Source organism: Dellaglioa sp. CoH-57-MRSF-19 (assembly GCF_056781975.1).
Genome location: NZ_JBXAXW010000184.1, coordinates 1 through 356, shown reverse-complemented (window position 1 = coordinate 356; position 356 = coordinate 1). Strand labels below are relative to the sequence as shown.

At 57.6% G+C, this 356-nt stretch carries 1 protein-coding gene; it reads right to left on the bottom strand.

The window, feature by feature from the left end; all coding sequences use genetic code 11:
• Nucleotides 1-346 (bottom strand): hypothetical protein (locus AC1RO3_RS08875; protein ID WP_481764061.1); only part of this gene is annotated, 346 nt, incomplete at its 3' end.
• Nucleotides 347-356: the final 10 nt, after the last annotated feature.

The following is a 356-nucleotide window of genomic DNA, read 5'->3' as shown; positions in this document are numbered from 1 at the left end:
CCCATATAATATGGGGCTTACCGTCGCAGAAGCCGAGAAACTGTTGGTTCGAGGTTACGGCGGTGCCGTCCACGGTGAACAGGGCAGGCATCGGCATCTCTCCGTCCCACACCCTAAGTGCGTCGATTCCCTGAGCGCCGCGCGGCAAAATCACCTGCACGTCGAATCCAGTGCAGTGAGCACGCATAGGGCTGCTGAGCATATCCAGCTCACCGTTTCGCACCTGTACGTCGGTAACCACCAGCACCTGCCGGTGCCCCTTATACGGAGTGTAACCGCCGATGAAGTTACTGCCGAAGCAAATCGGGCAACTGGAATCGGCGTACCCTGTAAGACCTGTATCCATATCCCCAAGA